Annotated in this window: 1 pseudogene; it reads left to right on the top strand. The window is 41.5% G+C overall.

From position 1 onward, the window contains the following. Positions 1-376, top strand: a pseudogene (locus tag ACTQZM_RS12095) (IS66-like element short variant transposase); the annotation flags it as partial.

Here is a 376-nt window from a genome sequence, read left to right as displayed (position 1 = left end):
CTATGTTCCTGCACAGTTAAAACGAGTGGATCATATTCAGCATGCCTATAAATGTGTTGCCTGTAGCAAGAAAAATGCGACAGATAAAATCATCAAGGCCCCTGTACCCAAAGCGCCCTTGGCGCATAGTCTTGGTTCAGCTTCTATTATTGCGCACACCATTCATCAGAAATTCACACTGAAAGTGCCAAACTATCGACAAGAAGCGGATTGGCAGAAAATGGGGCTACCGATTAGCCGTAAGGAGATAGCTAATTGGCATATCAAGTCTAGTCAGTATTATTTCGAACCGCTCTATGAGCTACTACACGAAAAATTATTAACACAAGACCTTCTTCATGCGGATGAAACAGCTTATAGAGTTTTAGAAAATGAG

The organism is Enterococcus cecorum (assembly GCF_052119425.1).
Taxonomy (GTDB): Bacteria; Bacillota; Bacilli; order Lactobacillales; family Enterococcaceae; genus Enterococcus_E; species Enterococcus_E cecorum_C.
This window is presented reverse-complemented; position numbering and strand designations above follow the sequence as displayed.